Consider the following 23,126-nt stretch of genomic DNA (forward strand, 5'->3'; position numbering starts at 1 on the left):
GGACCAATGAGCCAGAGCAGAAGCGAATCACCGGAATCACCGGACATGGAGTTCGATCCGCGGGCGAGTTCCCTCTCCGGGAAAGTTGCCCAGGACGTCATGGACGAGCTGCTTGCCATGCGCAGCAGCATCGACAACATTGACGCCACTCTGGTGTATCTGCTCGCCGAACGGTTCAAGGCCACCCAGCGGGTGGGCCACCTGAAGGCGGAGCACAACCTGCCCCCGGCCGACCCGGGCCGCGAGGTGGCCCAGATAGCGCGCCTGCGCCGGCTTGCTGCGGATGCCCACTTGGATCCGGCCTTCGCGGAGAAGTTCCTCAACTTCATCATCAGCGAGGTCATCCGCCACCATCAGGCCATTTCCCAGACCCGCAATGGCGGGGCGGAACGTCCTGCGGCGGATTCCCCGCAGGCAGCCGAAAACAACGCGGCCGGCAACAACACTGCCGGCAACAACGCCGCTACCGAAAACAACGCCGCCGGAACCGATGCAGACGCCTGAGTCCGCCGGCGGGCCGGAACCGCAGGGGGAAGCCGCCAGGCCGGACCGGCCGGAAACGCCGGGCAGCACCGTTACAGCCACCGCCGGCGGCAGCTGGCCCGGCGACGATCCGGTGGAAGCCAGCCGCATCATCCGGGGCGAGCTTGGCGACCCGCACCTGCCGTTCCTGGTGGAATTGCCGCAGCGCGGCCCGGGTGCGGACGCGGTGGGACGCACCGCCGCCCTGCTGGTTGACCTGTTTGTCGATCTCCAGCCGCACGGCTGGCGGCTGGTGGAACGTCCGGGAAAGGACCACCGGCGTGCGGTGTCCCTGCTGAACCAGGACCTGAACGCCCTGGCTGACGTGGTCGGCGCGGAGGAAACCGTGGGCCGCGCGTTGAAGATTTCCCTGCGGGGTCCGTTCTCACTGGCCGCGAACCTGTACCTGCACAACGGCGAACGTGCGTTGTCCGACGCCGGTGCCCGGCGCGAATTGCTGCAGTCACTGACCGCCGGGGTGGGGGACTACATTGCCCGCGCCGCAGCCTCCGCACCGGGTGCCCGGATCACCGTCCAGGTGGACGAACCCGAGATAGCCGCCGTCCTGTCCGGGGGCATCCCCACCGCCAGCGGCTACCGTACGCTGCGGTCCGTTCCGTCCGCAGAGGTCTCCGCCGCCTGGCATGAGCTCTGCGAAGCGGTGGGTGCCGCCGGCGCCGGCACTGTCCTGTCGCTGCCGCGTGCCGGGGCTGTGCTGCGGCCGGGCACCCCGTCGCCGTTCGAACTCGCCAGAGGGGCCGGGGCGCAGGGGATTGCCGTGTCCGCCGCCGGGCTGCAGGCCCGTGACTGGGAAGGCATCGCCGAGGCCGTGGAAAACGGGGAACGGGTCTGGCTGGGCCTGCTGCCGGTTCCGCCGGGCGACGCCGGGCTGCCCCAAGTAACCGAGCTGGTGGAGAAGGTCCTTCGCCCCTGGCGCAAGCTCGGCCTCGCGGTGAAGGACCTGCCGGCACTCCGCCTGACGCCCGGGCTGGACCTGGCCGACCTGTCACCGGAGGCGGCGCGGAAGGTGCTGGCCCGGCTGACGCAGACCGCCTCGGCCCTGGACCAGGTGGTGGCCGAGGGCTGACCCGTCAGGTGCGGCGTTCCCAGCGTTCCGGTTCTGCTCCGGCTGGGAGGGCGCCGTCGAACTCCCGGTACGCATAGGTGAACGCGCCGTCGTATTCAAACACGGTGCCCACCTGCTTCTGGATAACCCGGGCACGGATCCGGAACTGCTGCCCGGCGGCGTCCCACCACTGTTCCACCTGCGCATCCGCACCCGCAAAGCGCGGCAGGGGCAGGCGCAGCCGGCCGAGGAACAGGCGGCTGCCCGGTGAATCCATGTGCAGGTGCCCGTCCTCCGAGACCCGCAGCAGCAGGTCCGTGGCGAGGTTCCGCCGCCGGCCGAGGTAATCCGTGAGCGTTCCGGGTGCGGTCAGCACGGTGGAGTCTTCGAAGACCCGCGGACGTCCGGGGAACCGGAAGGTCCGGACGGCGGTGAGGGCAGGCCTGCCCCAAGGGTCTGTGTGCGGATAGTTGCGGATGCTGAACGGCACGTCCTGCCCGTAGTCGGGGAAGAAGGCGTTGGCGACCGGGACCATCGGCAGCAGGGGCCGAAGCCAGGGCCGCGGACAGCCGGCCCGGCTGAAGACCCCCGTGCCCTCGCCGAAACGCTTTGCGCCGTCGTCCAGACCGAAATAGTCCTGGAGCTCCGGCTGCAGCCGTGCGAAGTCGTGCCCCAGGACGGCGCGGTACACGGAGCCCATGGCTACAGCTGCCCTGCGGCCTTGAGCCGGATGTACATATCGGCGAGCCGGGGCGGCAGGTCGTGCGGCGGGGCATCCACCACTTCGGCGCCCATGGAGCGCAGCTGGTCACTCACGGCGGCCCGGTCGAGCAGGGCACGTTCGGCGGCGGCGGCACGGAATACAGACGACGTCGTCCCGCCGGCTTGGCGGAGCCCGTCCAGTTCGGGATCCCGGACTGAGGCAACCACCACCACGTGCTTCTCCAGCAGCCGGGGCAGCACCGGCAGCAGCCCTTCTTCCAGTGCGCCGGAGTCGAGGGCGGTAATCAGCACCACGAGGGATCGGTGGGCGGAGATCTGCCGGACCGCAGTCGGAAGCAGGGAGAAGTCAGCTTCGATGAGTTCCGGCACCAGCGGGGCGCTGGCCGTGGCCAGCCGGCCCAGCAGGTTTCCCTTGCCGCCCGAATCCACGCGGGCACGGATGCGGCGGTCGAAGGCCAGGAAGTCCACCCGGTCCCCGCTGCTGCCGGCCAGCACTCCGAGCAGGAGGGCCGCCTCAATACCGGTATCCAGCCTCGGTTCGTCCTCGATCCGGGCGGCCGAGGTCCGGGACGTGTCCAGGGCTATGATCACCCGGCGGTCCCGTTCCGGCCGCCAGGTCCGCACCACCGTCTCCTGCCGGCGGGCGGTGGCCCGCCAGTCGATGGAGCGTACGTCGTCGCCGCGGACGTATTCGCGCAGGGAATCGAACTCGGTGCCGCCTCCGCGCAGCTGGACGGAGGCGTTGCCGTCCAGTTCGCGCAGCCGCCTCAGCTTCGAGGCGAGGTGCCGCTTGGACCGGAAGGGCGGCAGCACCCGGATTTCGCCGGGCACGTTCAGGGTACGTTGCCGGGCGGCCAGGCCGAGCGGGCCGAAGCTTCGCACCCCTACCTTTCCGCCGGCCAGCACGCTCCGCCGCTCCGGCTCCAGATGCACGTCCATCCGACGGGACTCACCGGGGGGAACCGCCAGTTTCTGTTCGGGGTCGCGGGCGCCGGCGGAGGGCTGCCAGACATCGCGGATCACAGCCCGCAACGGCCGGTTCCCGGGGTTGTGCACCACCAGGGTGCCGGCAGTCTGTTCACCCAGCCGCACACTCTCGGGAAGCCTCCGGTCTACCCGCAGCCCCCTCACCGGGGCAGCCAGGACCAGGTCCAGGGCCGACCCGGCTGCGAGCAGGCCCAGCCACAGGAGCATGGAAACAGCACCGGGGTAAAGGAACACGGCGCCTGCGCCCAGCAAGGCGAGCAGGACCAACCGTCCGGAAACAGCCATCCGGGTTCCCGGTTACCGCGGTACCGGAACGGTGGCGAGGATGCTGCCCAGCACCTGGTCCACGCTGACGCCGTCCATCTGCGCCTCGGGGCGCAGCGCCACCCGGTGCCGCAGGGCGGGAAGGGTCAGGGCCTTCACATCGTCCGGCGTGACAAACGTCCGCTCCGAGAGCCAGGCCCATGCCCGGGCGGTGTTGAGCAGGGCGGTTGCCCCGCGCGGTGAAACGCCCAGCTGGAACGACGGCGCCACACGCGTTGCGCGCACCACGTCCACAATGTAGGCCAGGACTTCCGGAGCGATGGCGACCCTGGCCACCGCTTCGCGGGCCAGTTCCAGGTCCCTCGCCGAGGCTACGGGCCGGACACCGGCAGCGGACAGGTTGCGGGGATCAAAGCCGCCGCTGTGCCGGCGGATCACTTCAATCTCATCCTCCCGGCCGGGCAGGTCCAGCGTCATTTTCAGCAGGAACCTGTCCAGCTGGGCTTCGGGAAGCGGGTAGGTCCCCTCATACTCGACGGGATTCTGGGTGGCGGCCACAATGAACGGTTCGGGCAGGGCACGGGTGGTGCCGTCCACTGTCACCTGGCGTTCCTCCATGGCTTCCAACAGGGAGGCCTGCGTCTTGGGCGGGGTGCGGTTGATCTCGTCGGCGAGCAGGATGTTGGTAAAAACAGGACCTTCCCTGAAGGAGAACTCAGAGGAACGGCTGTCATAGATCAGCGAACCGGTGACGTCGCCGGGCATCAGGTCCGGGGTGAACTGCACCCGCTTGGTATCCAGGCTCAGGGCCTCGGACAGGGCGCGGACCAGCAGCGTTTTCGCCACCCCGGGCACGCCTTCGAGCAGGACGTGTCCCCGTGCCAGGAGGGCGATGATCAGTCCGGTCACGGCGGCATCCTGTCCCACCACGGCCTTGGCCACTTCCCGCCGTACCTGGGCAAGCGCAGCGCGGACCGGGTCGTGTGCCGGCGGCAGGGGAGGGGCGGTAACGGTGTTGGCCGCACCGGTTGGTGCGGGGGCCGCCGGGTAGGGCTCGTACTGCTGGCTCATGGTGAAGTGGCCTCTTCCTCTAGGTCTTGCAGGTCCCAGGCCCAGCGCACCAGTTCGGCGCTGGTCCGGGGCGTGGAAAGGTTAAGCAGGTTATTGATCTCGGAGTAACTGCGGCCGGTGGCGGAGGCGACGGCGTGCGTTACGGCGTCGGCGCCGGCTCCCGGGCCCAGCCGCAGGTATGCAGCCATACGGGTCATGGCCGCGGCACGAAGGTTTTCCGCCGCGTGGGCCACGGCGTTGCCGTCCCGGTAGAGGCGGGCCCTGCCCTCGACCGTCTCGGCGGCGGGAACCACTACGGGCATCGGTTCCGCGGCGAGCGGGCCCAGCCTGCGGCCCCGCCAGAAGGCAGCCAGCCCGGCAACCAGCACGAGCCAGGCTCCCAGCGGGTACACCCACGGGGGCAGATAGGCCAGCGGGTCCGCGGGCTCGTCGGAGGCGGCGATATCCTGCGGCCCGGCCTCGTACCACACCAGCGTGTCGTCCTGTCCCAGGGTGCGCAGCGCCAGGGCGGCATTGCCCTCATCCGTGACGGTGGCGTTGGCAACCAGCTCGGGGCTGCCCAGCACCACGGTGTTTCCGTCCCGGGTGGCCGCGTAGGAGCCGGCGGCGTCTCCTGCTCCCGCGCCTTCCGAAGGGAAGCAGGTCACCGGGCCGCGGTAGCTCTGGCCCCCGGCCCGGATGGTGCCGGCGGCACGCGCATCGTCGTTGGAACAGCGGGCTTCGACGGCCTGCCGCCCGCCGGCGTCGGGCACAATGCCCGCGGGATGGATGTCGGAGGCAAAGTCGGCCAGCTGTCCGAAGGAGGGTGCCACCAGGACAACCCGCCCGGCGTCGTCCGAAAGGGCCTGGCGCTGGTCGCTGTTGAGGAACTCCTGCGGGTCCAGGAACAGCAGGGTGGCACCCGGATGCTCCGCCAGTGAGGACTGCGCCCCGGCAAGGTCAGGCGGGCGCACGATATCCACGCCCCGGTCCGCCAACACCTCGGCCACGGCCATGGCCCCCTCGGGGGCGGGGTTCGTTGGAGACAGGGGCTCGTTGTCCTGCCGGGGCCGGGCGAGCACCGAGAATACTGCCACGGTGACCAGCACCAGGAGAACTGCGAGCAAAACGCGCGAACGGCGGAACCCGGCACGGACCCGCTGGCCGGCGGGAAGGGGTTTCGCGGGGGCAGCGGCGCTCACTGCGGAGCCGCCATTACTGGCTCTGCGGAGCCCTGCGGAACCGGGCGGGCATCTTCCAAAGCCGCGTCCAGGGCGGCGGCGCGCCGGCAGTCCTCGGCGGAAGCATGCAGCGTGCCGTACCGGACCTCGTCGAAGCGGCGGCCCAGCCACATGATCTCGCTGTGGGATCCGGGGAAGGCCGCAGCGAGGGCCGTTCCGGCTTCCGCCGCCGTGCGCGCCGGGCGGGCTTCGCAGATCACCCGTTCCTCCGCGGAACGGACCATGGCACGGAAGTGTTCCGCCAAGGCCTCGTCCCAGCGTTGCGCCGCAGCGGCATGTGCAGCGCGGTCGCGGTGGTCCTGTGCCGCTTCGACCACGTCGTTCACGAAGACGTCAGCGTTTTGTTTGGCCGCCCGGTTGAACCGCGGTCGCACCACCAGGACAAGGACCGCGACAACCGCTGCGGCGGCCAGCCCCAGCACCAGCGTTCCGGGTCCGGCGTCCAGGCCCTGGAAACCGTCGGACAACTCCTCCAGCCACTCGGTGACGGCCTTCCAGATCCGCTCGAGCAGCCCCGGGCGGGCCTCGGCGTAGACGTTCCCGGACAACTCGCTGGTCAGCCATTCCCTTGCCTGGTCCGCATCGGGATCCACCGGGACCTCCCCGGGAAGTGAGGCTGCGGGTCTCCCGGGCGGGAAGAACCGGTGTGCACCCTCCATGGCTACACGGCCCCGGAACCGGGGTAGGAGCCCCCCGGCGGCACCGGAGCGGTCCTGCCGGGCAGGAAATCCGGGTCCTTGATGCTGGGATTCTCCTGTTCCCTCATGAGCGCCACATCGAAACCTTCACGCCTCATCCGCAGGTCCACATAGACGAGGGAGGTTACGGCCGATTGGAAAGCGTAGGCAAGGCCGGCAATCAGCAGCGATCCGGCCGATGCCGCCACTACGCCGACGACAGCCAGGGCAGGGTCTCCTGAGGCGCCGAACGCCAAACCGGAGACAAGGGTCAGGGGAACACTCAGCACCTGCAGCAACACCGAGACAATCAGCCCGGTCAGCAGCAGGATTCCGAAAACCCGCCACCAATTCGTCCGGGTCACCTGCCAGGCACGCGCCAGGGAGCGGAACACTCCGGTTCCCTCCAGGACAATGACAGCCGGAGCGAGGGCCACCTTCACCGAAACCCACACGCTGGCTGCCACCGCAGCCAGGGAGCCGATGACGGTAATCACGATGCCGGCCGTGTCCAGCAGGCTGACCATCGCGGCGAAGAGGAAAACCAGCACGGTGAAGGCGACCGCGGGTGCGGCAATCATCAGCAGTACAAGCCCGGCCAGGGGCAGCAGCCTCGGGCGCAGGATGCGCCACACCTGGCCGAATCCGGTTTTGAGGTTGAGCACGGCGCGTGCCGTGGCGACCACCATGACGCCCTGGATCAGAAGGCTCCCGGCCATCGTTCCCAACGTCAGCCAGCCGAAGAGGGAAAAAATTCCCAAGGCAGAGCGCAGTGCCTCGGCATCGGACATGTAAGGCGTGGGTTCGATGAAGGAGTCGGAGAAAATGAAACCAAGGACAATCCCCACCACCGTGATGACAGCCTGGATCAGCAGGGCGCTGCCGAATGTCGCACCCGCACTGCGCCGGCAGGCACGGAAGGCGCCGTCCAGGATCTCGCCAAGACCGAGCGGACGCAGGGGGACGATTCCGGGCTTGGGCGGAGGCAGGTAACCGGCAGGGGGCTGGGGCACGGAACCGGGAGACGGATAAGCCCCGCCCCACGGGTTCGGCTGGGCCCAGGGATTCTGCTGGGCCCAGGGGTTGCCCTGCTGCTGTCCCCACTGGTTGCCCTGTGCGGGACCCTGCCCGTAGGGGTTGGGGTTGCCCTGCTGTTGTGCCCACTGGTTGCCCTGCGCAGGACCCTGACCGTAGGCGGTGGCGTCGGGCGGGTACGGGGCGGGGGAAGGTGGCCCCGGAGTGCCCGGCCGATTGTGTTCCTGCTCGCTCATATGACTCGTTCCCCCGGAGAAAATCGTGATAATTACCTCGACTATAGTTATCCGGCACCGAATCGGCACGGGACGCGAGCCGTGGCCGGATTTGTGTCCTCTAGGATGATAGGGATTAACTTGGGCGGCAACGCACGCCTCGGGGGAGCGGCAGGCCGCCAGGACTGCTGGCTCCGGCGCGCAACTGCGCGCATACGGACGCAAGCAGTGAAACAGGGAGCTATGAAGTCACGAATACTGGTCGTAGACGACGACGAAGCACTGGCCGAAATGATCGGCATCGTCCTGCGCAACGACGGGTTCGAACCGGTGTTCTGTGCAGACGGCTCCTCCGCCCTGGAAATCTTCCGTAACAGCAAGCCCGACCTCGTGCTGCTGGACCTCATGCTGCCCGGCATCGACGGAATCGAAGTCTGCCGGCAGATCCGCAGCGAAGCCGACACGCCCATCGTGATGCTCACCGCCAAATCCGACACGGCCGACGTCGTGCGCGGGCTCGAATCCGGCGCCGATGACTACGTGCCCAAGCCGTTCAAGCCCGCCGAACTCGTGGCCCGGGTCCGGGCGCGGCTGCGTCCCGGTGATCAGAAATCCCCGGAAACGCTGCGCATCGGCGAAGTCTCCATTGACGTGGCAGGGCACGCGGTGACCCGCGGCGGCGACACGGTTTCGCTGACCCCGCTCGAGTTCGACCTGCTCGTTGCACTGGCCCGGAAGCCCTGGCAGGTGTTCACCCGGGAGATGCTGCTGGAACAGGTCTGGGGATACCGCCACGCCGCCGATACGCGGCTGGTGAATGTGCATGTGCAGAGGCTCCGCTCGAAGATCGAACGCGACCCCGAAGCACCCGAGATTGTCTTGACGGTGCGTGGTGTCGGATACAAAGCAGGCCAGAGTTAAGTTGCCGGAGTTCCTGGCCGGCCCGGCCGGGAACTCCCGGATCCTCGCCAAGGTGCTTCCGGTCTTGCGGCACGTCCGCGAGTCCGTGCGCCGGGCCACCTTCCACCGCGTTGCCCGCCAGTGGCGCCGCTCGCTGCAATTCAAGACGATTGTCTCCACGCTGCTGCTGGTGGCGCTGGCGGGCGCGGGAATCGGCGCCTTCCTTTCGCACCAGATTGCCGGATCGCTGTACGAGGAGCGGCTGACGCAGTTCCGGACCGAAGCGGTCAAGGGACTTTCCAGCGTGAAGGACAACTTCCGGGACACCACGGCCAATGACCGGGAGAGTACCGAACGGCTGGTCATGGACACCCTTCCGGTACTGGTGGGCGAGGGTGCCGACGCGAAGCGCACCTATCTGCTGACGCCGCTGCCCACCACGGACCCGCTCTACGTCACCACATCGATCAACAGCGGCAACATTACTGCCGGCGGCATTCCGGTGGCCCTGAGCGAGGCGGTTGCCGGCAGCACTGGCGGGGACGCGGAGGCCGATTACGTCTACTGGTCGCCCTTGGAGCTGTCCCACGGTGAGCCGGGGATCGCTTTCGGAACCAAGGTGGCCCTGCCGCCGGACAACGCCGAGTATGCGCTGTACCTGATTTACGACCTGTCCTCCATGCAGGAGACCCTCGACGATATCCACCGGATCCTCTGGATCGCGGGGTTCCTGCTGCTTGGCATCAGCGGCACCATTGCCTGGATCGTTGCCAAGGCCGGGCTGGGTGCTGTCAGCGACGCCGCGGCCGTGTCCGAAAAGCTGGCGGCAGGCGAGCTGCAGGAACGCATGGAGGTCAAGGGCGAGGATGAAGTGGCGCGGCTGGCCGCTTCCTTCAACCACATGGCCGGAACCCTCCAGGACCAGATCACCCAGCTTGCCACCCTCTCCCGCATGCAGCAGGTGTTCGTCTCGGATGTGTCCCACGAACTGCGCACGCCCCTGACCACGGTGCGGATGGCGGCGGAAGTGCTCTACGAGGCCCGCGAGAGCTTCGACCCGATGTACCGGCGTTCCACGGAACTGCTGTACCACCAGGTGGAACGTTTCCAGGCGCTCCTCGCCGACCTGCTGGAGATCTCCCGGTTCGACGCCGGTGCCGCAGCGCCCGACCTTGAACCGACCGACGTCTTCCACATCGTGCGTGATGTCATGGATGCCACCGAACCCCTGGCCAACAACTCCGGTTCGGAAGTGGTGGTGGTGTCCAAGGAGTCCAGTTGCGTTGTTGACGCCGATCCACGCCGGCTGGAACGCATCCTGCGCAATCTCCTGGTGAATGCCCTGGAGCACGGCGAGGGAGAACCGATCGAGATCGCGGTCGCCGCGAACGCCGATGCCGTGGGCATTGCCGTGCGCGACCACGGCATCGGCATGACTGAAGAAGACGCCGGACACGTTTTCGACCGTTTCTGGCGGGCAGATCCCGCCCGTGCCCGCACCACCGGCGGCAGCGGCCTGGGCCTGTCCATCGCAGCCGAAGACACCCGGCTGCACGGCGGCTGGCTGGAAGCCTGGGGAGAGCCCGGCAACGGATCCTGTTTCCGCCTCACACTTCCCCGACGCCACGGCGAAAGTTTCGAGGCCTCACCCGTACCGCTTTCCCCGCGGGACGCCGTCGTTGCTCCACGTGCGCTGAGTGCCGCGGGAACCGTTGCGCAGGAGGAGCCCGATGTTTTCTGATTCGACTCGGAAGGCCCCGGCCGCGGCCCGCGCGCCCCGCAGCGGGAAGGCTGTCCGCCTCCTGGCGCTGTGGCTTGGCGCCGTCCTGGTCCTGGCCGGGTGTTCTTCCATTCCCACCGTCGGTCCCGTCGGGACCGCATCCGCCAAACAGGGTGGCGAGCAGCGTGAAGAGGCCGTGTTCTCACCGGAAGCGCCTACGGCAGGTTCCACCGCCCAGGAGATCATCCGCGGCTTCATGGACGCAGGAACGGGAGCTGCGGACGACTACAACGTCGCCCGCCAGTTCCTCTCCCCGCTGATGGTGGACACCTGGTCGCCGGCAGAGCAGGCCATCGTCTACAGCTCGTCGCGGGTGGTGGCCACCGCGGATCCGAACCTCTTCCAGATCCAGTTGGAGATCCAGAGCAAGGTGGACGGACAGGGTATCCGCAACGAGGTTCCGCCGGGCAGCACCGAGACCATCCCGGTACGGATGGAAAAAGTGCAGGGCGAGTGGCGGATCAGTGACGTTCCCGACGGCATCATGCTGACCCTGGCCAGCTTCCCGGCCGTGTTTACGGCGCACAACCTCTACTTCTACTCGAGCGACTACGAGTTCTGGGTGCCGGACACCCGTTGGTTCATCCAGCGGGCTGGAATCGCAGCCAATATCGTCAACGCCATGCTCGTGGGCCCGGCACCCTACCTTCGCGGCGCCGTCGTGAGCGCTTTCCCCGCGGGTACGGTCATGGCCCGCGACGCCGTGCCAGTGGCCTCCGGCGAGGCGACGGTTGATTTCGCCGCCGATTCGCTGCGTGACTCCCCGGACCTTAACCGGCAGCAAATGCTCAAACAGCTTGAACAGAACCTGCGCAGCCTCAACAACATCACCTCGGTCGCCATGACTGAAGGCCAGCGTCCCGTTGACCTGGGCAAGGGCACCGGAGACGTCAAAAACGCAACGGCGGACCCGTCCGCCGGTCCGACCCAGATTGTGGTCTATCAAGGTGAGCTGGCGTATTACGACGACGGTCCCAAGGCGATTGAGGGCGTGCCCGCGGTCGCCGAGTACGGTCCGAGGAACCCGGCCATGTCCGTGGGCGGCGCCACCATTGCGTTCCTCGACAGCCAGGAAGACACCCTGCTGGCCACCGGAGCGGGGCAGGACGTCCGTGTTGTGGCGGAAGGCGGCAGGTTTACTGCCCCCAGCATTGACCGGAAACAGTGGATCTGGACCGCTCAGCCGTCGGGTGCCGGCTCCCAGGTGCTGGCCATACCCCCGGGCGGAACCCGGGAAACCGCGGCAGTGCCTGCCGCAGCCTGGCTGGAAGGCCTGACCGTCACGGAACTGAGGGTTTCCCGTGACGGAACCCGGGTCCTGGTTGCCGCCAGCCAAGCCGGCCGGAGCATCATCCTGATCGCCGGAATCGTACGTTCACCCGAAGGCGTTCCCGTCACGCTGACCGCACCGGCCACCCTCGGGGTTCCCGAGGAAGCAGGCGCCGTCAACCGCGTGAAGTGGGCATCCGAAGACACGGTGGTGGCCGTCCATGCGGGGGCAGAGGAGGCCACGCCCGTGATCCTGCGCCTGGGACGGGCCGCGGAACGTCTCGCTCCCGAGGAAGGGATTCTGGGACTCAGCGCCGGCAACGGCGTCGAGGATGTCTTTATCCAAACCGAGGCCGGCATCTTCAACAGGGTAGGCAGCAGCTGGCCGCTGAGGACCGAAGGGGTGCGGGACCCCGCCTTCCCGGGCTGATGAGCGTTGCGCGGTCACCGCGCCTCCACAGGTCATGAACTGTCCGGCACCGTCCGGCTCCGCCGGCCTGGCGCGGCGGCAGGGTCGGGGAGGGGCGAGCATGGCACCATGTTCATCCCTCCCGAATGGCTCGACCGGCTGCTTTTCTCGCCGGCCGGGCAGGCAGCAGCTGCCGCGCTGTGGGACCTGGCCGCCGTGGCAGCGCCGGTGGCGTGCGTTGTCTGCGGATCTGTTGACCGTTCGCTGTGCCCGGCATGTGCCGCGGGGGTACGCCGGCGGACCTTGCACCCCTTCCAGGCGCAGGACGGCGCCGCCGCGCTGCCTGCCGCGGAGCAGCCACCGGGGCTGCCGCGGGCAGAGCATGACGACCCGCTGCCGGTCCTGGCGGCAGGTGCCTACGGCGGCGGCCTTGCCCGGATTCTGCTTGCCTTCAAGAACCGGGGACATACCGACCTCACCGGTTTTCTGGTACCGGTCCTGGCCGGCGTGCTGCGCGCGGCCGCCGCACAGGCGTCCCTGGCCTCCGGCTCCGAACGGCTTGTTCTGGTTCCGGTGCCGGGGTCGGCGCATTCCCGGCGCCGGCGGGGCTACCTGCCCCTGGCATTGCTGATGCGGGCCGTGAAGCGCAAGGGTCTGCTGCCGCCGGAATGCTCCGTTCTGCCGTTGGTCCGGTACCGGGCGGCCTTGCCGGCTCTCCGGGGCGGTTGCAAGGGACCGCGCCGGACGCAGAAAGGGCTTGGCAGCGGCGGCCGGAGGCGCAATGTCCGCGACACCATGACCGCCCGGCGCCCCGGACTCGAAGGCCTCAACTGCGTGGTGGTGGATGATGTGCTGACCACCGGGGCCACTGTCGGGGAAACCGTCCGGGCCCTCCGGGCCGCCGGTGCACATGTCTGGTGCGCAGCGGTCATCGCCGCAACACCGGCCCCGGCACGTAACACTTCCCCCACATCCGCTGTCGTGACGGGGGCGCTTCCGCAAGGGGACGGAAACGGAATAAGGGGACGTGAATAAAGGTCGGCAGTGTTCTAACGTGTTGGTATGGATAGCTTCAAGAAGCGGAGTTATCCTGCGGCAACGGCCGCGAAGGAAACTGGCAGCGGCCGTTGTTGTGTCACCGAATCTATTGGAGGGCACCATGGAATTCATGATCAGCGGACGCAACGTTGCAGTATCTGACCGGTTCCGCGAATACGCCGAAGAAAAGATCGGCAAAGTGGAAGCGCTGGGGGACAAAGTCCAGCGGGTAGAGGCCAGAGTCACCAAGCAGGGAAACGTCCGGGACGCAGACAGCGCCCTGACCGTGGAAATCACCGTGACCGGACGCGGCCCGGTGGTCCGCGCCGAAGCGACCTCGGGAGACAAGTTCGCGGCCTTCGACCTTGCCTACGGAAAGCTCCTGGAACGCCTCCGCCGGGCAAGCGACCGGCGCAAGGTGCACCACGGGCGCCACGCCCCGGTGCCCGTCCGGGTCGCGACCGCTGATCTTGGTCCGGTAAGCACCTCCGAACCCCTTTACACCCAGATGGGCGGGGCAACGGGGGACGACACCGAAGAGCCGGCCGGCGATGACGCCGCGGCGGAAGAAGCTAACGGCGAATGCCCCGTACTGATCCGGCGCAAGGTTTTCCCGGGTGCCCCCATGAGCCTTGACGACGCCGTGGACAATATGGAGCTGGTCGGTCACGACTTCTACCTGTTCGTGGATTCCGCCACCGGAGCCCCCTCGGTGGTCTACCGCCGCCGGGGCTGGACCTACGGCGTGATCACCCTCGATTCCAAGTGCGCAGATGGCACCGAGGACCCCCGCGAAGAGACCAGGGGATACCGGGTCACCGAAACCGACGTCGACGAGCGGGCCACCGCCTGACCGTTCGCAGGTTCCCCTAGGATGAGGGGATGACAACCACGCTCTCGCTCCGACAGGCCCGCCGCGCGGCGCTGTCGGCGCAGGGTCTGGCCCGGGTACGGCCCGCCGGCCTTGTTGGCACAAGGCAGGTGGGCCGTACCTTTGACCGGTTGGCGCTGCTGCAGATCGATTCGGTCAATGTCCTGGCCCGCAGCCACTACCTTCCGCTCTTCTCCCGGCTCGGACCGTATGATCCGGCAGTGCTGGACCGGCTGGCCGTCCGCCGTCCGCGCCGGATGGTCGAGTACTGGGCGCATGAGGCCAGCTACGTCCGGCCCGACCTTTTCCCGGACCTCCGCGCCGTCCAGCGCCGGACCTGGATGACGGCACATTCACTGTCGCCGGCCCTTGCCGAGGACCTCCGCGGCCGCATCCTCGAGCTGCTGGATTCCACGCCGCGGCCGCTGACCTCACGCCGGACGGCGGAGCTGCTGGGCCACAGCACGGTACGGGACACCGCTAACTGGGGCTGGAACTGGAATGCCGTCAAACGGGTGCTGGAAGACCTGTTCGCCGCCGGGCTGATCACCTCGGCCGGCCGGACACCACAGTTTGAACGCCTGTACGCACCCACAGCCAAGGTTCACCCGGCCGGTGCCGCAGCCCTGGAGCCGGCGGATCCCGAACAGGCAGTGCTGCGTCTCACCGAGACTGCGGGAAGGGCACACGGCATCGCCACGGTCCGCGGCCTCGCCGACTATTTCAGGCTTCCGCAGCGGGAAACCGCCGAGGCCGCGTCCGTACTGGCAGCCAAGGGAGTCCTGGAGCAGGTTGAAGTCGCCGGATGGAAACAGCCGGCCTACCTGCACACCGAAGCGTCGATTCCCCGGAAGGCATCCGGACAGGCGCTGCTCAGTCCGTTCGATTCGCTGGTCTTCGAGCGCCGCCGCCTGGAGGAGCTGTTCGGTTTCCACTACCGGATCGAGATTTACACCCCGGCGCACGCACGCCGGTTCGGATATTACGTACTGCCGTTCCTTTTGGGGGAGGACCTGGTGGCCCGGGTGGACCTCAAGGCGGACCGCACCGGCGGCAGGCTGCTTGTCCAGGGCGCCTACGCAGAACCCGGGGCGCCGCCGCACACGGCGCGTCAACTGGCTGCCGAGCTGACGCTCATGGCACAGTGGCTGGGGCTGGAGGAGATTTCGGTGCGTCCCGTGGGGGACCTGGCACCGGCCCTGAAGCTGGCAGTATGCAGGGAATAACGGTCATTGGGGAACCACGGGCCCGCACCATACGTCTCTCACGTAGACTGGGGACGCCAGATTTCGGCAACACTAGATTGGGAGCAAATCAGTGGCATCACTACTCGAACGAGTTCTTCGTACCGGCGACAAGAAGACGCTGAAGACCCTGCGTAACTACGCCGACGCGATCAACGTGCTCGAGGACGAGTTCAAGGGCATGAGCGATGCCGAACTCAGGGGTGAAACCGACCGTCTGAAGGAGCGCTACAACAACGGCGAGTCCCTCGACGACCTGCTGCCCGAGGCCTTCGCCGCAGTGCGTGAGGCCGCCGGCCGCACCCTCGGCATGCGGCACTTCGACGTCCAGCTTATGGGTGGTGCCGCGCTGCACCTGGGCAATATTGCCGAAATGAAGACAGGTGAAGGCAAGACCCTCGTGGCCACCGCCCCGGCCTACCTGAACGCACTTACCGGGCGCGGCGTGCACATCGTGACGGTCAACGACTACCTGGCCGAGTACCAGTCGGACCTGATGGGGCGTGTTTTCCGCTTCCTGGGTATGACCAGCGGCTGCATCCTGTCCAACCAGGACCCCGCGACCCGGCGCGAGCAGTACGCTGCCGACATCACCTACGGCACCAACAACGAGTTCGGGTTTGACTACCTGCGTGACAACATGGCGTGGAGCGCGTCGGAACTGGTCCAGCGCGGCCACCACTTCGCCATCGTTGACGAAGTGGACTCCATCCTCATCGACGAGGCCCGCACGCCGCTGATTATTTCCGGTGCGGCCAGCGGGGACGTGAACCGCTGGTACACCGAGTTCTCCAAGGTGGTGCAGCGGCTGACGCTGGATACCGACTATGAGGTCGACGAGAAGAAGCGCACGGTCGGCATCCTGGAACCGGGCATTGAAAAGGTAGAGGACTACCTCGGCATTTCGAACCTCTACGAAGCGGCCAATACGCCGCTGATCGGGTTCCTGAACAACGCCATCAAGGCCAAGGAACTGTTCAAGCGGGACAAGGACTACGTGGTCCTCAACGGCGAGGTCATGATCGTTGATGAGCACACCGGCCGCATCCTGGCCGGCCGCCGCTACAACGAGGGCATGCACCAGGCCATCGAGGCCAAGGAAGGCGTGACCATCAAGGCCGAGAACCAGACTCTCGCCACGGTGACACTGCAGAACTACTTCCGCCTTTACGAGAAGCTCGCGGGCATGACGGGCACCGCCGAGACCGAGGCAGCCGAGTTCATGAGCACGTACAAGCTCGGCGTGGTGCCCATCCCCACCAACAAGCCGATGGCCCGCATCGACCAGCCGGACCTGATCTACAAGAACGAAGTGGCGAAGTTCGACGCCGTCGTCAAGGACATCGCCGAGCGGCACGCTTCCGGACAGCCGGTCCTGGTGGGCACCACCAGCGTCGAAAAGAGCGAATACCTGTCCAAGCAGCTGGCCAAGGCAGGAATCCGGCACGAGGTCCTCAACGCCAAGAACCACGCGCGTGAAGCGGCCATCGTGGCCCAGGCAGGCCGCAAGGGTGCCGTCACCGTGGCTACCAACATGGCCGGCCGCGGTACTGACATCATGCTGGGCGGCAATGCCGAGTTCAACGCGATTGCCGAGCTGGAACGCCGTGGCCTGGACCCGAACGAAAACCCCGAGGACTACGAAGCGGCGTGGCCCGACGCCTTGGAGAAGGCCCGGCACGCGGTGGCTGCGGAGCAGCAGGAAGTGGTTGAACTGGGTGGCCTGTACGTCCTGGGCACCGAGCGCCACGAATCCCGCCGCATCGACAACCAGCTGCGCGGCCGCTCCGGCCGCCAGGGCGACCCGGGCGAATCACGCTTCTATCTGTCGCTGACCGATGATCTGATGCGCCTGTTCAACTCCGGTGCCGCTGAGCGGATCATGAACAGCTCTTCCATGCCGGACGACGTCGCACTGGAGTCGAAGCTGGTCTCCAAGGCCATCCAGAACGCACAGGGGCAGGTTGAAGGGCGCAACGCCGAACAGCGCAAGAACGTCCTCAAGTACGATGACGTCCTGAACCGCCAGCGCGAGGCCATTTACGGCGACCGCCGCCGGATTCTTGAAGGCGGCGACCTGCAGGAAAAGATCGGCTTCTTCCTGGAGGATGTCGTCACCGCCGTGGTCAACGAAGCCACGGCCGAGGGCCACGGCGATGACTGGGACCTCGAGCAGCTGTGGACCAACCTCAAGACGCTTTACCCCGTTGGCCTGACCATCGATGAAGTGGTGGACGAGGCGGGCGGGAAGTCCCGGATCACCCGCGAGTTCCTCCACAACGAGATCCTCTCGGACGCAAAGCTGGCCTACCAGGCCCGCGAGGAAGCCCTGGGATCGGCGACCATGCGTGAGCTGGAGCGCCGGGTGGTGCTGTCGGTGATCGGCCGCAAGTGGCAGGAACACCTTTATGAGATGGACTACCTCAAGGAAGGTATCGGCTTGCGCGCCATGGCCCAGCGCGACCCGCTGGTGGAATACCAGCGCGAGGGCTTCGTGATGTTCCAGACCATGATGGAAGCCATCCGCGAGGAAAGCATCGGCTACCTGTTCAACGCCGACGTGCAGGTCAGCGAACCGTCCACACCTGCATCGGGGCCGCTCTCCGGCGTCAAGGACGCCCGCGGCGTCGTCGGCTCCCCGGTGATCAAGGCGGCGGGACTGGATGCCCCGCAGCAGCCCGCCAGCCTGCAGTTCACCGCTCCCAACTCACAGGGCGGCGTGGAGACCAGGGTGGAACGGACCACGGCACGCGACGGTGCCGGTGCCAAGCAGTCTGCTCCGGCAGCACGCAAGGCGGCCCAGCCGGGCAGCAAGTCCGGAGCCAGGAAGGGCAACAAGCGCCGCAAGTAAGCGCCGGGGCCTGAGCGGTCCCTAGCCGATCTCCAACGCGGTGACTTTCCAGAGCCCGCGCCGCAGCTGAACCCTCAGCGCGACGGCGCGGGCTCTGTCGTTCTCCAACGCCACCACCGCAGCCTCGTAGATTCCCTCGGCAACGGGGCAGATGCGGCAGGTCCGGATGCGGACCCCGCGGTGCAGCCGCTGCGGATCCGGCGCCGTCCGCAAGCGGCTTTCGGGGTTTTGCCGCAGCCCGCGCACCAGGTTGGTCCGCAGCTGCATCCGCTCATAGTTCTCCGGATCCAGCCAGCGGGACATCTGCTGGAGCGGGCGGACCCCGCCAAGCACCTCCAGCGCGGCCAGGGCAACGGACTGGCAGATTGCCTTGACCCGGGCATCGTCGGCGGGGTCGGAACTCCAGTTGGGGGCAGGGACAGCTCCCGTCCCGGATCCCTCCGGGGGCGGTGCGGCCGCTGATGCCGGCGCGGCGGATTCCCGCGGGGACGCCGGTACCGGGGCCGGAACCTGCAGCGGCGCCCGGTAGACGGCTATCGGTGTGTCGCCGTCCTCAGCGGGATCCGTCAGCAGCGGTCCGACTGGCGCTCCGGGGGCGGGGAGATAAATCACGCTGGTCATGGTTTGGTCCTTTGCGGGGGAGGGGGAAGACCAATGTGTGCCGGATGGCGTTGGGCAGCTGGAGCGGTTCAGGGCGGCGGCACCGACAACACCTGGCCCGGATGGATCAATCCCGGATCGGGGCCGATGGTTTGCCGGTTGAGCTCATACCAGCGGGGCCAAAGAGCTGCTATTTCGGCGTCGGTGGCCAGCGGACCCAGCTGCTGCCCGGCCAGGGACCAGAGCGTATCGCCGGCCGTGACAACCATCTCGTTCGTATTCCGCAGGGGAGTCCCGGTGACGAGGTTGCTTCCGGCAGGCTGGGGAGGGAGTGGACGCCACAGCGGGGAGATGCTCTCCTCCTCTGCTGTGTCGGCTGAAGCGCCGGATTCTCCCGGGCCGGCGGCAATGCCTGCATTGGCCGGAGGTATCACCGGAAGGGCGGCAACCGGAAGGGCGGCCGCTGCCGGCGGAGCCTGGAGCCCGGATGCGGTGGCAGCCTGGGCCGGGATGCCCGCCGCAAGCGACAGTCCGAGTGTTGCCGCCGATATGCGGCGCAGTGGGCCTGGAGCCAGGGACAGGGCCCGGGATCCTGCGGTATGGAAGCCGATGCGGTGCAACAGGTAACCGGTGAGCACACACAGGGCCCCGGCGACCCACCAAAGGGTCAGCATGACTCCGGCTGCCGCGGCAGCAAATCCCGTCATAAGGATCAGTACCGAGGATGGGGCGGGCCCGGCTGAACGGTTCGTGAATGCCAGCAGGTCCCCTCCGGCGGCCGCGGCGGAGGGGAGGAGCCGGGCTCCGCACCACAGGAGGGCGCCTCCGCACAGGACGACACCGGCAGTCAGCAGTGCGTCTGAACGCTGGCCGGAGCTATTGGCTGTCATTGCACTCTCCCTATACCCGCAGGCGCTTGTGAGCTTCCCGCAATGCGGCTTTCGATGGATCACGGTTTGCTGCGATTGATGTCGTTTGTCGTGTTTATTTGTCGTTTGGCTATGGTTCTGCCAGTTAGTGGGAATTGAGCTGTCTTGGTGCTTGTCTGGTCCGTGTGATGGACGTGTCTACACTTCGCTCTGATGCGTGTCCAGAGTGGCCGGACGGTGCCGGTGGGTACTAGCCTTGGCCGATGCGATGGGATGCCCTGTTCAGGGACATGGAAGCTCAGATGGCCGCATCGGGTGTCATAGAAGCCGAGAGCGAGATTTCAGAGCGGGTGCGGATTGAACTAGGGGCGGTCAGCCTCCAGGACAGGCTTCGCAGCCAGCACGGCAAGCACCTCGTGTTCGACCTGGGTTTGGCGGGCACGGTGGAGGGCACGCTGCAGCAGTCGGGCAACGGGTGGGTTGCGCTGGAAGACAACCGAGGACAGACGCTGGCCGTCCTGCCGCACGTCGTTTCCATCAAGGGAATGGACCGCTACGCCGCCGGGCATGCGGGGAGAGTGCGTCTGGGCTTGGCATCGGCGCTCCGGAGCATCGCCCGGGACCGCCGTACGGTAACCCTTCGGTGCGGCGGCGCCTTGGCAGAGAACGCCTTGCACGGGACTATTGACCGGGTTGGCAGCGATTTCCTGGAACTGGCAGCAGTCCCGGACGGCCAGGCACGGCGCAACGGCAGCGTTACGGCTGTGTACGTCGTTCCGACGGCGTCTGTTGCGGCTGTCTTCTCGCGCGCCTGACCGGGCCGGCTACGTTCCAGGTGCGCTGTCGGCGTTTTCCTCCACCGGGATACCTTGGCGGACCGCTGCAGCGGATTTCCGGTAGGCCCGCGAAATGTATTCCTCGAGTTGCTGCGCCTCCACCCGCCACTGGCCCCGGCCGCCTATCTGGATGGCGGGCAGTTCGCCGCTGCGGACCAGGGCGTACGTCTGCGAGGAGGAGATATTCAGTACCTCGGCGACATCGGCCAGCGTCAGGAATCTCTTATCGCCCACGGCACTCACCTTTCGCACCGCACCACTGCGGTTTGCACCCGTTCTATACCAGCAGCCCCAGTCTGGCATCAGCAGAAACCCCCGCCGGGGTTATCCACAGTTAGCGCTCCGTTCCGGGGCCACGGTTTTCTTCCCGGTGCAGGTACTCCACAATGACTCCATTGTTCTCCTGCGGGTAGTTTCATCCCACCTTGGAAGAGGAGGGAGAAGCGAAAAAGAAGCGGGAAACAGGCGGGAACAGGGCGGGGGGAACGGAGGAGCATGGACAGGTTGTTCTTGGCGTTACCGGGCACGGTGCCGGTCAGCGCAGCACCGGCAGTCCGGTGCAGAGTCGGCTACAAGGTTCGGGACAGAGTCCGGCACACAGTACGGGCCCACGCGTGAGCGGGCGGACACTTGACCGCACCGGCAGCACTGTCCACGCCGCGCCGGCGGCACGGCTCCGCAAGCCGTCCTGGCGGGATCCCCGCCTCCTGCTGGGCATCCTGCTGGTACTTGGATCGGTGGCCGGTGTCGTCACCCTGGTGGACAGCGCAGACAAGACCACCGAGGTCTATGCGGTGCAGCATGACATTCCCCCCGGCAGCCCCATCAGCGGGGAGGACCTGGTCGCCGTCCCCGTACGGCTGGGCGGAACGGAACAGCACTATCTCACCGTCGCCGGGGGAGTGCCGCCCGGCGCCGTGGCCGGGACCGTCCTGCGGGAAGGGGAGCTGCTGGCACGGTCCGCGTTGGCAGACCCCGGCTCACTGGACCGAAAGCCCGTCGGGCTGCGCGTGGAGGATCCGTTGCCGGCCAGGACAAGCACCGGTAGCCGGGTGGACATCTGGGCGGCCATGCCCAATGCGAAAAACGGCTTCGACGAACCGAAGCAGCTGATCGAGGCGGCGGAAATATCCGAGCTCACCGTTTCGGAGTCCGCCCTGGGAGCCAGCCGGAGCACGGAACTGCTGGTACTGGTGGATAACTCCGACCTGCCGCTGCTCCTCAGCGCACTGTCCAACCAGGCGAAGATCACCGTGGTCTCCAATCCCGCCCCGGGCAAGTGAACATTCCCGTAGCCACTGTGGGCGCCGCCACCGCCGGCGTCCTCGACGGGCTGGAGCGCCTGCAGGGACCCGTCACCGTGGTCCGCAGGTGTGCGGAACTGACGGAATTGGTGGCGGTCTCCCAAACCGGCATCGTTCGTGCCGCCGTCGTAACCGGCGACGCCGCCGACCTCACCGCCGTCCTGGCCGAACGGCTGGGAACGGCCGGAGTTGCACTGGTGGCGCTCGCCGACGATCCCCTCCTGCGGCAGCGGCTGGACGCCATGGGGATCAGCAACGCGCCCGGGACCGTGACAGCGCAGGCCCTTGCCGGACTCATTGCCGCGGCGGTGCTGGCCCTCGACCGTGCGCCGGACGGTGGCGGTGCGGCGCCAGGGCTGTCCCTGGCCGATCCGGCGGCCGCTTTCGACGCCGGGATACGGCACCCCGGGAATACAGCGCCGGGAAGCGGAATTCCGGCCGTGCCGAATGCCCGCAACGGATCCGTCACCGCCGTCTGGGGACCGGCCGGCTCGCCTGGCCGGACCACGCTGGCCGTGAATTTGGCGGCCGAAGCAGCAGCCGCCGGACGGAATGTCCTGCTGATAGATGCGGACACCTATGGCTCGAGCGTGGCCGTAAGCCTCGGGCTGCTGGATGAATCCGCCGGGCTGGCCCAGGCCTGCCGGCTTGCAGACCAGGGGATGCTCGACGACGGCGCGCTGCAGCGGCTCTGCGCCGGTGTGGCTTTGAAGGGGCACCGCCTGTCGGTGCTCACCGGCATTACCCGGCCGGACCGGTGGGTGGAACTGCGTCCGGCGGCGCTCGCCGGCGTGCTTGACGCGGCACGGCGCATGGCGGATGAGACCGTCATCGACTGCGGATTCTCCCTCGAAAACGACGAGGAACTGAGTTTTGACACCATAGCGCCGCGGCGCAACGCTGCCACCCTGATGCTGCTGGAAGCCGCGGACACCGTCTACGCTGTCGGATCCGCCGATTCGGTGGGAGTGCCCAGGCTCGTCCGGGCACTCACGGAACTGTCCTCGGCGGTGCCTGCGGCGCAGCCCCGCGTAGTGCTCAACAAGGTCCGTGCCTCGGCCGTCGGCAGGCATCCGGAGAACCAGCTGCGCGGTGCGTGGGAGCGGTTCGGTCCGGGTCCGGAGATCACCGCGTTGCTGCCCGCCGACTACGACGCCGCCGATGCCGCTTTGCTCTCCGGGACGGCACTGCTGGAAACAGCTCCCGCATCGGTGCTCAGGGCCGCCATCGCGGAGCTGGCCGGTGTCCAGGCAGGCCGCAGCCGGCCCCGGCGGCGCGTCCGGAGCGCAAAGTGACCTTTCACGCATTCACGGCTAGGCTCGATATGAGGAGGCTGCAACGGGGCAGCCGGACGTAAGTACTATCGGAGGCGTAT

At 67.6% G+C, this 23,126-nt stretch carries 20 protein-coding genes and 1 pseudogene; 12 read left to right on the top strand and 9 right to left on the bottom strand.

Annotated features, from left to right (window positions below; translation table 11 throughout):
- Positions 1-6 precede the first annotated feature (6 nt).
- Positions 7-393, top strand: a pseudogene (locus tag AC5RUF_RS06420) (chorismate mutase); the annotation flags it as partial.
- Positions 394-490: 97 nt separating this feature from the next.
- Positions 491-1,609, top strand: a complete 1,119-nt coding sequence (locus AC5RUF_RS06425; RefSeq protein ID WP_494130036.1) for a uroporphyrinogen decarboxylase/cobalamine-independent methonine synthase family protein — start codon at positions 491-493, stop codon at positions 1,607-1,609.
- Positions 1,610-1,613: 4 nt separating this feature from the next.
- On the opposite strand, the gene AC5RUF_RS06430 is transcribed toward AC5RUF_RS06425, so the two are convergent.
- From AC5RUF_RS06430 to AC5RUF_RS06455, 6 genes are all read right to left on the bottom strand, one after another.
- Positions 1,614-2,288: a DUF4166 domain-containing protein gene (locus tag AC5RUF_RS06430; RefSeq protein WP_494130037.1), complete on the bottom strand. Its 675-nt coding sequence runs from the start codon at positions 2,286-2,288 to the stop codon at positions 1,614-1,616.
- Positions 2,289-2,290: 2 nt separating this feature from the next.
- On the bottom strand, positions 2,291-3,583 hold the full coding sequence (locus tag AC5RUF_RS06435; protein ID WP_493998061.1) for a DUF58 domain-containing protein: 1,293 nt from the start codon (positions 3,581-3,583) through the stop codon (positions 2,291-2,293).
- Between the two features lie 12 nt (positions 3,584-3,595).
- The gene (locus AC5RUF_RS06440) at positions 3,596-4,633 is read right to left on the bottom strand and encodes an AAA family ATPase (protein ID WP_493998062.1); all 1,038 of its coding nucleotides are present in this window, start codon (positions 4,631-4,633) and stop codon (positions 3,596-3,598) included.
- Complete coding sequence (locus tag AC5RUF_RS06445) at positions 4,630-5,814, bottom strand: DUF4350 domain-containing protein (RefSeq protein WP_494130038.1); 1,185 nt, start codon at positions 5,812-5,814, stop codon at positions 4,630-4,632. The genes AC5RUF_RS06440 and AC5RUF_RS06445 overlap by 4 nt, the downstream gene beginning before the upstream one ends.
- The gene (locus AC5RUF_RS06450) at positions 5,811-6,446 is read right to left on the bottom strand and encodes a DUF4129 domain-containing protein (RefSeq protein WP_494130039.1); all 636 of its coding nucleotides are present in this window, start codon (positions 6,444-6,446) and stop codon (positions 5,811-5,813) included. The genes AC5RUF_RS06445 and AC5RUF_RS06450 overlap by 4 nt, the downstream gene beginning before the upstream one ends.
- Before the next feature lie 68 nt (positions 6,447-6,514).
- Entirely contained in the window at positions 6,515-7,801 is a 1,287-nt protein-coding gene (locus AC5RUF_RS06455) for a DUF7847 domain-containing protein (RefSeq protein ID WP_494130040.1), read from the bottom strand.
- Between the two features lie 222 nt (positions 7,802-8,023).
- Here AC5RUF_RS06455 and mtrA point away from each other — a divergent pair, with 222 nt between their 5' ends.
- From mtrA to secA, 7 genes are all read left to right on the top strand, one after another.
- Positions 8,024-8,701, top strand: a complete 678-nt coding sequence (gene mtrA / locus AC5RUF_RS06460; RefSeq protein WP_493997149.1) for an MtrAB system response regulator MtrA — start codon at positions 8,024-8,026, stop codon at positions 8,699-8,701.
- A gap of 1 nt (position 8,702) precedes the next feature.
- Complete coding sequence (gene mtrB / locus AC5RUF_RS06465) at positions 8,703-10,421, top strand: MtrAB system histidine kinase MtrB (RefSeq protein WP_494130041.1); 1,719 nt, start codon at positions 8,703-8,705, stop codon at positions 10,419-10,421.
- A complete protein-coding gene (locus tag AC5RUF_RS06470; RefSeq protein WP_494130042.1) occupies positions 10,411-12,159 on the top strand; it encodes an LpqB family beta-propeller domain-containing protein in 1,749 nt (582 codons plus the stop codon). Before mtrB ends, AC5RUF_RS06470 begins: the two co-directional genes overlap by 11 nt.
- Before the next feature lie 108 nt (positions 12,160-12,267).
- Positions 12,268-13,173, top strand: coding sequence for a ComF family protein (locus AC5RUF_RS06475; protein ID WP_494130043.1), 906 nt, complete (start codon positions 12,268-12,270; stop codon positions 13,171-13,173).
- A gap of 124 nt (positions 13,174-13,297) precedes the next feature.
- Positions 13,298-14,029 (top strand): ribosome hibernation-promoting factor, HPF/YfiA family, encoded by a 732-nt coding sequence (hpf, locus tag AC5RUF_RS06480; protein WP_494130044.1) that lies wholly within the window; start codon positions 13,298-13,300, stop codon positions 14,027-14,029.
- A gap of 29 nt (positions 14,030-14,058) precedes the next feature.
- Positions 14,059-15,273, top strand: coding sequence for a winged helix-turn-helix domain-containing protein (locus tag AC5RUF_RS06485; protein ID WP_494130045.1), 1,215 nt, complete (start codon positions 14,059-14,061; stop codon positions 15,271-15,273).
- A gap of 91 nt (positions 15,274-15,364) precedes the next feature.
- A complete protein-coding gene (secA, locus tag AC5RUF_RS06490) occupies positions 15,365-18,142 on the top strand; it encodes a preprotein translocase subunit SecA (RefSeq protein ID WP_493996610.1) in 2,778 nt (925 codons plus the stop codon).
- Between the two features lie 21 nt (positions 18,143-18,163).
- Here secA and AC5RUF_RS06495 read toward each other — a convergent pair whose 3' ends face one another.
- Together AC5RUF_RS06495 and AC5RUF_RS06500 are read right to left on the bottom strand one after the other, a co-directional pair.
- The gene (locus AC5RUF_RS06495; protein WP_493996611.1) at positions 18,164-18,763 is read right to left on the bottom strand and encodes an Rv3235 family protein; all 600 of its coding nucleotides are present in this window, start codon (positions 18,761-18,763) and stop codon (positions 18,164-18,166) included.
- Between the two features lie 68 nt (positions 18,764-18,831).
- The gene (locus AC5RUF_RS06500; protein WP_494130046.1) at positions 18,832-19,632 is read right to left on the bottom strand and encodes a LysM peptidoglycan-binding domain-containing protein; all 801 of its coding nucleotides are present in this window, start codon (positions 19,630-19,632) and stop codon (positions 18,832-18,834) included.
- Positions 19,633-19,874: 242 nt separating this feature from the next.
- On the opposite strand from AC5RUF_RS06500, the gene AC5RUF_RS06505 reads away from it, so the two are divergent.
- A complete protein-coding gene (locus AC5RUF_RS06505) occupies positions 19,875-20,426 on the top strand; it encodes a hypothetical protein (RefSeq protein WP_494130047.1) in 552 nt (183 codons plus the stop codon).
- 9 nt (positions 20,427-20,435) lie between these two features.
- Here AC5RUF_RS06505 and AC5RUF_RS06510 read toward each other — a convergent pair whose 3' ends face one another.
- Entirely contained in the window at positions 20,436-20,681 is a 246-nt protein-coding gene (locus AC5RUF_RS06510) for a helix-turn-helix domain-containing protein (protein WP_493996614.1), read from the bottom strand.
- Between the two features lie 380 nt (positions 20,682-21,061).
- Here AC5RUF_RS06510 and AC5RUF_RS06515 point away from each other — a divergent pair, with 380 nt between their 5' ends.
- Together AC5RUF_RS06515 and AC5RUF_RS06520 are read left to right on the top strand one after the other, a co-directional pair.
- A complete protein-coding gene (locus tag AC5RUF_RS06515) occupies positions 21,062-21,730 on the top strand; it encodes a hypothetical protein (RefSeq protein WP_493996615.1) in 669 nt (222 codons plus the stop codon).
- On the top strand, positions 21,727-23,046 hold the full coding sequence (locus AC5RUF_RS06520; protein WP_494130048.1) for a CpaE/TadZ family protein: 1,320 nt from the start codon (positions 21,727-21,729) through the stop codon (positions 23,044-23,046). Before AC5RUF_RS06515 ends, AC5RUF_RS06520 begins: the two co-directional genes overlap by 4 nt.
- Positions 23,047-23,126 lie beyond the last annotated feature (80 nt).

Source organism: Arthrobacter sp. Y3224198, assembly GCF_059090025.1.

What these genes read in the sequence shown, in the direction of transcription:
- AC5RUF_RS06425 (WP_494130036.1), top strand. Translation starts at nt 491, where the DNA reads ATGCAGACGCCTGAGTCCGCCGGCGGGCCGGAACCGCAGGGGGAAGCC.
- AC5RUF_RS06485 (WP_494130045.1), top strand. Translation starts at nt 14,059, where the DNA reads ATGACAACCACGCTCTCGCTCCGACAGGCCCGCCGCGCGGCGCTGTCG.
- AC5RUF_RS06500 (WP_494130046.1), bottom strand. Translation starts at nt 19,632, where the DNA reads ATGACAGCCAATAGCTCCGGCCAGCGTTCAGACGCACTGCTGACTGCC.
- AC5RUF_RS06455 (WP_494130040.1), bottom strand. Translation starts at nt 7,801, where the DNA reads ATGAGCGAGCAGGAACACAATCGGCCGGGCACTCCGGGGCCACCTTCC.
- AC5RUF_RS06470 (WP_494130042.1), top strand. Translation starts at nt 10,411, where the DNA reads ATGTTTTCTGATTCGACTCGGAAGGCCCCGGCCGCGGCCCGCGCGCCC.
- hpf (WP_494130044.1), top strand. Translation starts at nt 13,298, where the DNA reads ATGGAATTCATGATCAGCGGACGCAACGTTGCAGTATCTGACCGGTTC.
- AC5RUF_RS06435 (WP_493998061.1), bottom strand. Translation starts at nt 3,583, where the DNA reads ATGGCTGTTTCCGGACGGTTGGTCCTGCTCGCCTTGCTGGGCGCAGGC.
- AC5RUF_RS06505 (WP_494130047.1), top strand. Translation starts at nt 19,875, where the DNA reads ATGCGATGGGATGCCCTGTTCAGGGACATGGAAGCTCAGATGGCCGCA.
- mtrA (WP_493997149.1), top strand. Translation starts at nt 8,024, where the DNA reads ATGAAGTCACGAATACTGGTCGTAGACGACGACGAAGCACTGGCCGAA.
- AC5RUF_RS06475 (WP_494130043.1), top strand. Translation starts at nt 12,268, where the DNA reads ATGTTCATCCCTCCCGAATGGCTCGACCGGCTGCTTTTCTCGCCGGCC.
- AC5RUF_RS06430 (WP_494130037.1), bottom strand. Translation starts at nt 2,288, where the DNA reads ATGGGCTCCGTGTACCGCGCCGTCCTGGGGCACGACTTCGCACGGCTG.
- AC5RUF_RS06495 (WP_493996611.1), bottom strand. Translation starts at nt 18,763, where the DNA reads ATGACCAGCGTGATTTATCTCCCCGCCCCCGGAGCGCCAGTCGGACCG.
- AC5RUF_RS06440 (WP_493998062.1), bottom strand. Translation starts at nt 4,633, where the DNA reads ATGAGCCAGCAGTACGAGCCCTACCCGGCGGCCCCCGCACCAACCGGT.